Here is a 7,396-nt window from a genome sequence, read left to right on the forward strand (position 1 = left end):
GAGGCTAGTCACCTCGAGGTCAGGACGACAGCCGAACGACCCGCGACACGCACGGACGACTCGTCGACGGGGGCAGGCGCGAGGGGCTCGAGATCATGGCGCGCGCTCGCGGGGTCGGGCCGGGAGCGCGCGGCGGTACCGGCAGTGCCGCGGGTGTCGGCGGTGCCGGGACGGTCGGCTGGGTCCACCGCGCTGGGAGGGCCGGCAGCGTCTGCAGGCTCGCTCGGTGACGACCACCGGGCGGCCACGCTCCAGGCGCGACGGGACGAGGGGAGCAGCGCGGTCCGCGGGTGCGGCCCCACGTTGACGACCGTGACGACGTTCCCGCGCTGGACGAGCACGACGCCTCCCGGACCCCGGCGCACGATGAGGACCGCGTCGTCCCGCACGGCGCGGCGCAGGCGCAGGAGCGTGCTGGTCCAGGCGCGCAGGCGGTCGGTCGCGGGCTCCTCGAGGCGGGGGACGAACGCCGAGGCGAGGAGCAGCGCGGTCACGATCGCCTGCCCGTCCTCGTCGACGCGTTCCGTGGACTCGAGGCCGAGCATGATCTGCGCGGCGTCCGGCATGGTCAGGATCCTGCTCAGGGCGTTGAACCACGTGGCGTCACCCTCGCGGGCGCCCGCGACCAGGGCGTGGAACGACCGCTCGAGCCCACGGACCCACAGGGTGCCCAGTCCCCGGCCCCCCTGCTCGGCCGGGACGAGCAGCCGGGGCTCCGCGGTCTCGCACTCGCCCACGAGCCGGACGGGGCGCCCGTGCGCGAGCGACGCGGCGTCCGCCGTCCGCGCGACCTCGACCAGGAGGTGCACGGGCGAGGCGTCGGCGAGGTCCTGAACCCTGGCGATGCGCAGCGCGTCGACGTGGAAGTCGTCGAACCACCGTTCGGCGCTGTCGACGACCCAGTCGTGGACCTCCCTGCTGCCGGCCCGGTCGAGGTTGATCCGGCGCCCCGAGGGCAGGTCTGCCGGCACCTCGGCGGCCGGCTCGTCCCGCAGGGGGAGCGAGGGCAGGGGAGAGCCGGGCGTGCGCCGCCGGGTCCGCAGCGGCGCCAGGTAGGGGGCGTAGGCCTCGAGGAAGGCCGCCCCGGGGGCGGCGCGGTGGTAGGCGACCCCGAGCGAGACGCCGATCCCGTGCGCGTGGGCCGCGTCGACGAACCGCTGGAGCGCGCGCGGGCCGCCGATCTCCTCGCACACCGTGTAGAGATGGGGGCACAGCACGCCCGCGACCGACCCGATCGTCCGCAGCTCGACGACCGCGACGCCCAGCGCCGACAACGCGTCGAGTCGCGCGGCGGCTGCATCGAGCGTGCCCTCGGGGGTGAACGTCGTGACGTCGACGTCGAGGACCGCGCCCCGCGCGTCGGGCCCCTGCCACGCCTCGTCGGACCAGTCGAACGCCGGGTCGAACGAGCGGCTCCAGCCGAGCAGGCCGTGCGGCTGGCGGGGGCTGCGCGGGTCGGGCAGCGGCGGGCCGCCGTCGATCGAGAACCCGTAGTCGGTGCCCGGCGCGAGCTCGTCGTCGGCTCCCCACCAGTTGGGCACGTGCATCCCGATCAGGCGCAGGGGTCGGCGCTCGGGCTCTGCGGCGGGCCCGGGAGCGGCGTCGGTCCCTGCACCGTCCTCGTCGTGCGGTGCCCTGCGGGGCAGGACGACCTCGATCGTGCGGGCGCGCGGGGCCCAGACGACGGGACGCGGCCCGGGGACGGGGATCATGGGGGCGTCGTCGGGCGGCTTGGCGGTGTTGCGGTAGCGCGAGGTCATCCGGCGTGCGCCTCTCCCTGGGCTCGCACGAGCAGGACCGTGGCGAACGACGAGACCGTGAGGTGGTCGCCCGCGCGGTACGTCAGGGGCTCCGGCTCGGCCCCGTCCGCCGTGCTCACGAGCGTGCGCCACGACGCACCGTAGGTGGCGACGGGCAGCGTGAAGTCGAGCGCGCGGTCCGAGGCGTTGAGCAGCAGCAGGAACGAGTCGTCGACGATGGGCTCCCCGCGCCGGTCCCGCTCGGGCAGGTCGTCCCCGCCCAGGAACACCATGACGGACTGCGCGTACCCCTGGTTCCAGTCGGTCGAGTCCATGCGGCTGCCCGAGAGGTCGAACCAGTCGATGTCCGGGATCTCGCCGTCGGGTGTGCCCGCAGGGCCCTGGAAGAAGCGACGCCGGTGCAGGAGCGGGTGCGCGCGCCGGATCTCGACCATGCGGCGGGCGAAGTCCAGGAGGCTGCTGCGCTCCTCGTCGAGCCCGTCCGCGCCTCCCCAGTCCATCCACGTGATCTCGTTGTCCTGGCAGTACCCGTTGTTGTTGCCGCGCTGGGTGCGGCCGATCTCGTCGCCGTGGGAGAGCATGGGGACGCCCTGGGAGAGCAGGAGCGTCGCGAGGAAGTTGCGCCGCTGACGCGCCCGCAGCGCTCGGACCTCGGGGTCGTCGGTGGGGCCCTCGACGCCGCAGTTCCACGAGCGGTTGTGGTTCTCGCCGTCGGCCCCGCCCTCGCCGTTGGCCTCGTTGTGCTTCTCGTCGTACGACACCAGGTCCGTCAACGTGAAGCCGTCGTGGGCCGTGACGAAGTTGATCGACGCGATGGGCTTGCGGCCCGAGTGCTCGTACAGGTCAGAGGAGCCAGTCAGGCGGCTCGCGAACTCGGGCAGCATGGCGGGCTCCCCGCGCCAGAAGTCGCGCACGGTGTCGCGGTAGCGGCCGTTCCACTCGGTCCACAGGGGAGGGAACCCGCCGACCTGGTAGCCACCGTCGCCCAGGTCCCAGGGCTCGGCGATGAGCTTGACCTGGGACACGACCGGGTCCTGCTGGACGATGTCGAAGAACGCCGAGAGCCGGTCCACCTCGTGGAACTGGCGGGCGAGCGTCGCGGCGAGGTCGAAGCGGAACCCGTCGACGTGCATCTCGGTGACCCAGTACCGCAACGAGTCCATGATGAGCTGGAGCACGTGGGGCGAGCGCATGAGCAGCGAGTTGCCCGTGCCCGTCGTGTCGAAGTAGTGGGCCTCGTCGCCGTCGACGAGCCGGTAGTACGCGGCGTTGTCGATCCCGCGGAACGACAGCGTGGGACCCAGGTGGTTGCCCTCTGCCGTGTGGTTGTAGACCACGTCGAGGATCACCTCGATGTCGGCCTCGTGGAGCGCCTTGACCATGGCCTTGAACTCCATGACCTGCTGCCCGCGCGTGCCGTACGCGGTGTAGCCGTTGTGGGGCGCGAAGAAGCCGATGGTGTTGTAGCCCCAGTAGTTCGACAGCCCCTTGGCGACAAGGCTCGGGTCGTTGACGAACTGGTGCACCGGCATGAGCTCGACGGCCGTGACGCCCAGGGCGCGCAGGTGCTCGACGACGGCCGGGTGGGCCATGCCCGCGTACGTCCCGCGCAGCTCGTCGGGCACGTCGGGGTGGAGCATGGTCATGCCCCGCACGTGGGCCTCGTAGATGACCGAGTCGTGGTAGTCGTGCTGGGGCGGGCGGTCGTGGCCCCAGTCGAAGAAGGGGTTGACGACGACCGAGAGCATGGTGTGCCCGAGCGAGTCCTCGGTGTTGCTCGGCGAGGGCGGGGCCGGGGGCTCCCCGGAGGACTCGTGCGGCTCGTCGTCGGTGCCGTCGGGCGAGCTGCCCTCGGACCCGCCGGCGACCGCCCCGAGGGCGCCGCCCGTCGCGGCCTGCACGGCCGGCGTCTCGCCGAACCGGTAGGAGAACAGGGACTCGTCGCCGTCGACCTGCCCGTCGATCGCCTTGGCGTACGGGTCGACCAGGAGCTTCGCAGGGTTGCACCGGTGGCCTGCGGCCGGGTCGTACGGGCCGTGCACCCGGTAGCCGTAGCGCACGCCCGGGCCCAGGCCCGGCAGGTAGACGTGCCACACGTGGGCGTCGACGTCCTCGAGCAGGACGCGCGTCTCGCGGGGGCGACCCTCCTCGTCGAGGTCGTCGCCGATCAGGCACAGCTCGACCTTCTCGGCGACCTCCGAGAAGAGGGCGAAGTTCGTCCCCGTCCCGTCGAACGTCGCGCCCAACGGATACGGTCGGCCCGGCCAGGTCTGCATGGGTCGACCCTTTCATCCCGGGCGCCCGTTGTCGCCCACGGCACGCCCCGACGTTCAGGGAGGGGCGCTCGCGGAGGGGGTGCCAGGGCCGTCCGGAGGCACGTCGGCGCCCGACGACGTCGCGCGCCCCGGGGTCGTCGTCTCCGGCGGGTGGGGTGCGCGCCCCGCGACCTCCACCGCGTCGATCGTGCTCACGACCCTGCCCTGGGCCTCGAGTTCCCGGAACCAGTCCGAGGCGCGCAGCCGCGGCTCGAGCGCCGGCGCGACCCCGGTGAGGAACAGTCGGCAGCCGTTCTCGGCCAGCTCGTCGTCGAGGTCCTCGAGCTCGTCGACGACCGTCGAGGACACCCAGTCCATGGCGCTCACCTCGAGCACGACGGTCCGGGCGCTCGCGGCCCGGACGAGCTGTGCCGTCCGCTCGACCGTGGGACGCACGTTGGCCGTGTAGAGCATGCCGCGGAGCCGGAGCACGAGGAGGCTGCTGTCCGAGAGCGGGCTCGTGTCCGTGGGGCCGGGGTCGCTCGTGGGACCCGTGGTGCCGGCGGCGTGCGAGATGCCGCCCGCCGTCGGAGCGTCGTGCTGCAGCGGCTCGTCCGGCGAGGGCTCCCACCCTCCCGGGCCGTGCCGCAGGACCTCGACCTGGGGGCGGTCGAGGTCGCGCAGCACGATGAAGAGCGTCATGAGCACGCCCGCGGCCACTCCCGCGAGGAGCCCGGAGAGGAGCCCGACGAGAGTGGTCGCGACCGCGATCCACAGCTCGGACATGTCGAAGCGTGTCAGGGCCCGGAACTCTCGCACGTCCACGAGCCCGAGCGTGGCCACGAGAACGACCGCACCGAGCGTCGCCTCGGGCATGTGGTCGAGTACGGGGGCGAGGAAGATGGCGACGAGGACCGCGAGCAGCGCGGTCACGACGCTCACGACCTGGCTCCGCGCCCCGGCGCGCTGGGCGACCGCGGACTGGGAGAAGCCGCCCGCGGCAGGGATGACGGCCGTGAACCCGCCGACGAGGCTCGCCGCCCCGACGGCGAGCAGCTCCTGGTCGGGGTCGATGCGCGGGTCCTTGCGGTTGCGGACCTCGCGGGCGACTGCGACGGACTCGAGGAAGGCCATGATGGCGATGGCAGCGGCCGCGGGCAGCAGGTGGGGCACGTCGCCGAGCCGGGGGAGGACGATCGTGGGCAGGCCGGCAGGGATCGGGGAGACGAGGCTCACGCCGCGGTCGGTGATGCCGCCGAACGTCGCGGCGAGGATGCCACCCGTCACGACGATCAAGGGGGCGGGGAGCCGGGGCCAGACCCTGCTGACGAGGACGAGGGCCGCGAGCGAGACGACCGAGAGGAGCACGGTCGTCCCGTTGACGTCCGAGAACGCACGGAAGGCTGCGCGGAGCTCGGGGACGAACCCGTGCCCGTGGAGCGTCTCGCGCGCCCCGAGGAGCTTGGGGACCTGCCCGACCGCGACGGTCAGCCCGACGCTCGCCTTGATGCCCGTGAGCGTCGCGTGGCTGATGTTCTGCACGAGCGAGCCCAGCCGCAGGACGCGCGCGACGAGCAGCATGACCCCGACCAGGACCGTGAGGGTCGCGAGCGCCCGGATCCGCGCCTCGGAGTCACCACCGCCGCTGACGGTCGAGAGGCCGACGAGGGAGGTCGCGACGAGGGTCGCGATGGTCGAGGTGGTCGACATGCTCAGCGCGCGCGATCCGCCCAGGGCCGCGTAGACGACCATCGGGAGCATGCACGTGTAGAGCCCGTACTGGACGGGCAGGTCGGCGATCGTCGCGTACGCCATGGCCTGGGGGACCACGACGGCGCCGGCCGTGAGGCCGGCGAGCACGTCGGTGCGCAGCGACGCGATGCGGTACCCGTGCAGGGTGGGGAAGAGGCCCCGGAGGGCCCGGGGAGGAGCCGGGGCAGCCATGGCCCGAGTATCGCCCGGGGGGAGCGTGAGCGCGCCTCGGGGCCCGACGGCGGAGCTGCGTCGGTCTGTTCCCATGCATAAATAGTGTGCCAAGCGCGGATCTCGTCCGGATCGCTCGAAGCTTGCGACTCACCGACCAGCCTTGACGGGTGATCTCGCCGCCGCAGCCCTGTCCTGGTCGGCGCGGAGCCGTGCGTGGGGCCGTGGGACCTGCTAGACCAGGGGTATGAGCAGCACGAGCGAGGACCGCGCCCTTGACGCGGTCGACCTGAACGAGAGCGACGTCTCGTCCGCACGCATCTCCCCGCGTTCCCGGCTGACCCTGGAACAGGAGGCAGAGGCCGACGTCCGCGAGGGCGGGGACGCCTCCAAGGCTCCGCAGTCGCTCGCCGACGAGGAGCGGCGGGCCACCGACGGGATGTCGAGCGGGCGGTCGTGGGACGACCCGGACGAGCTCTGACGGGCTTCTGACGGCACGTCGGACCGTGAGTCGGTCGTGCCGGTCGACTCTTAGCCGAGCGTCGGCAGCCGGTCCTGGTCCACGGCGACGAGTCGCGGCATGCCGGCAGGCGCGACCTTGCTCAGCGCGACGTAGCGAGCCTCGGCCCGGTGCAGCCGGATGTGCTCGTCGAGCGACCAGTCCGGCCCGTTGGTGAGCTGCATGCCGCACGAGCAGTCGATCGTCACCCGGCCGTCGGCGACCCGTCGGACGTGGCCGATCGTGACGTGCGAGGTGCGGGCCTCGGCCTTGGCGCGGCGCATCGAGGCGCTGACGGGTTCGTTGGCGGGGGAGTCCACCCGACGAGCCTAGACGCTCGCGCGGGACGTGAGGTGAACGAGGGCGTCGCGCACGAGGTTCCCTGGACGGGTGCGCCGTGGACCGGCCTCAGTGCTCGTGGACGAGGCCCAGCTCGTGCGCTCGTTCGTGCGCGGCCTCTGCGGCCTCGCGTGCGGCGATCCTGGCCCGGACCTCGGCCCGGCGCAGCGGGGGGACCGTGCTCGGTGGCTGACGGCGCTCGGGCAGCTCGGCGAGCAGCCGTGTGACGGTCGCGGCGATCTCGGCGACGGCCGTGTCGATGGGCGCACTGGTCGCTGCGCTGACGCTCTGGACCCCGGCGACCTTGCGGACGAACTGCAAGGCCGCCGCCTGGATCTCCTCGTCGGTGGCGGGCGGTTCGAGCCCCCGCAGGGCGGTGATGTTGCGGCACATGCTCCCGACGCTACGTGCGACCCGCCACCGCGACAAGGGACGGGTCGAGTCGCACGCGATCCCTCGAACAGCTCGGCGTGAGTCGAGAAGTACTCGTCATCGTGCTCGGCGAGCTCCGGGGCCCGAGGGGGTATGACAAAAGGCCGTCCCGGGTGGGACGGCCTTCGTGGTGGTGGGCGATACTGGGATCGAACCAGTGACCTCTTCCGTGTCAGGGAAGCGCGCTA

General features: G+C 72.9%; 6 protein-coding genes. 1 reads left to right on the top strand and 5 read right to left on the bottom strand.

Annotated elements, in window-relative coordinates; translation table 11 throughout:
• Positions 1–8: 8 nt before the first annotated feature.
• The 3 genes from ASE15_RS12690 to ASE15_RS12700 are packed head-to-tail and all read right to left on the bottom strand — an operon-like array spanning position 9 to position 5,959.
• The gene (locus tag ASE15_RS12690) at positions 9–1,760 is read right to left on the bottom strand and encodes a hypothetical protein (RefSeq protein ID WP_056763581.1); all 1,752 of its coding nucleotides are present in this window, start codon (positions 1,758–1,760) and stop codon (positions 9–11) included.
• Positions 1,757–4,036, bottom strand: coding sequence for a glycogen debranching protein GlgX (gene glgX, locus ASE15_RS12695; protein WP_056650077.1), 2,280 nt, complete (start codon positions 4,034–4,036; stop codon positions 1,757–1,759). Before glgX ends, ASE15_RS12690 begins: the two co-directional genes overlap by 4 nt.
• A 54-nt stretch (positions 4,037–4,090) precedes the next feature.
• Positions 4,091–5,959: a SulP family inorganic anion transporter gene (locus ASE15_RS12700; RefSeq protein ID WP_082618420.1), complete on the bottom strand. Its 1,869-nt coding sequence runs from the start codon at positions 5,957–5,959 to the stop codon at positions 4,091–4,093.
• 226 nt (positions 5,960–6,185) lie between these two features.
• On the opposite strand from ASE15_RS12700, the gene ASE15_RS12705 reads away from it, so the two are divergent.
• The gene (locus tag ASE15_RS12705) at positions 6,186–6,419 is read left to right on the top strand and encodes a hypothetical protein (RefSeq protein ID WP_056650073.1); all 234 of its coding nucleotides are present in this window, start codon (positions 6,186–6,188) and stop codon (positions 6,417–6,419) included.
• Between the two features lie 50 nt (positions 6,420–6,469).
• Here ASE15_RS12705 and ASE15_RS12710 read toward each other — a convergent pair whose 3' ends face one another.
• Together ASE15_RS12710 and ASE15_RS12715 are read right to left on the bottom strand one after the other, a co-directional pair.
• Complete coding sequence (locus ASE15_RS12710; protein WP_322788314.1) at positions 6,470–6,757, bottom strand: hypothetical protein; 288 nt, start codon at positions 6,755–6,757, stop codon at positions 6,470–6,472.
• 88 nt (positions 6,758–6,845) lie between these two features.
• Positions 6,846–7,169, bottom strand: a complete 324-nt coding sequence (locus ASE15_RS12715) for a DUF2277 domain-containing protein (protein WP_056763583.1) — start codon at positions 7,167–7,169, stop codon at positions 6,846–6,848.
• Positions 7,170–7,396 lie beyond the last annotated feature (227 nt).

Source organism: Oerskovia sp. Root22, from assembly GCF_001429135.1.
In the GTDB taxonomy this organism is placed as follows: domain Bacteria; phylum Actinomycetota; class Actinomycetes; order Actinomycetales; family Cellulomonadaceae; genus Oerskovia; species Oerskovia enterophila.

What these genes read in the sequence shown, in the direction of transcription:
- ASE15_RS12690 (WP_056763581.1), bottom strand. Translation starts at nt 1,760, where the DNA reads ATGACCTCGCGCTACCGCAACACCGCCAAGCCGCCCGACGACGCCCCC.
- glgX (WP_056650077.1), bottom strand. Translation starts at nt 4,036, where the DNA reads ATGCAGACCTGGCCGGGCCGACCGTATCCGTTGGGCGCGACGTTCGAC.
- ASE15_RS12700 (WP_082618420.1), bottom strand. Translation starts at nt 5,959, where the DNA reads ATGGCTGCCCCGGCTCCTCCCCGGGCCCTCCGGGGCCTCTTCCCCACC.
- ASE15_RS12705 (WP_056650073.1), top strand. Translation starts at nt 6,186, where the DNA reads ATGAGCAGCACGAGCGAGGACCGCGCCCTTGACGCGGTCGACCTGAAC.
- ASE15_RS12715 (WP_056763583.1), bottom strand. Translation starts at nt 7,169, where the DNA reads ATGTGCCGCAACATCACCGCCCTGCGGGGGCTCGAACCGCCCGCCACC.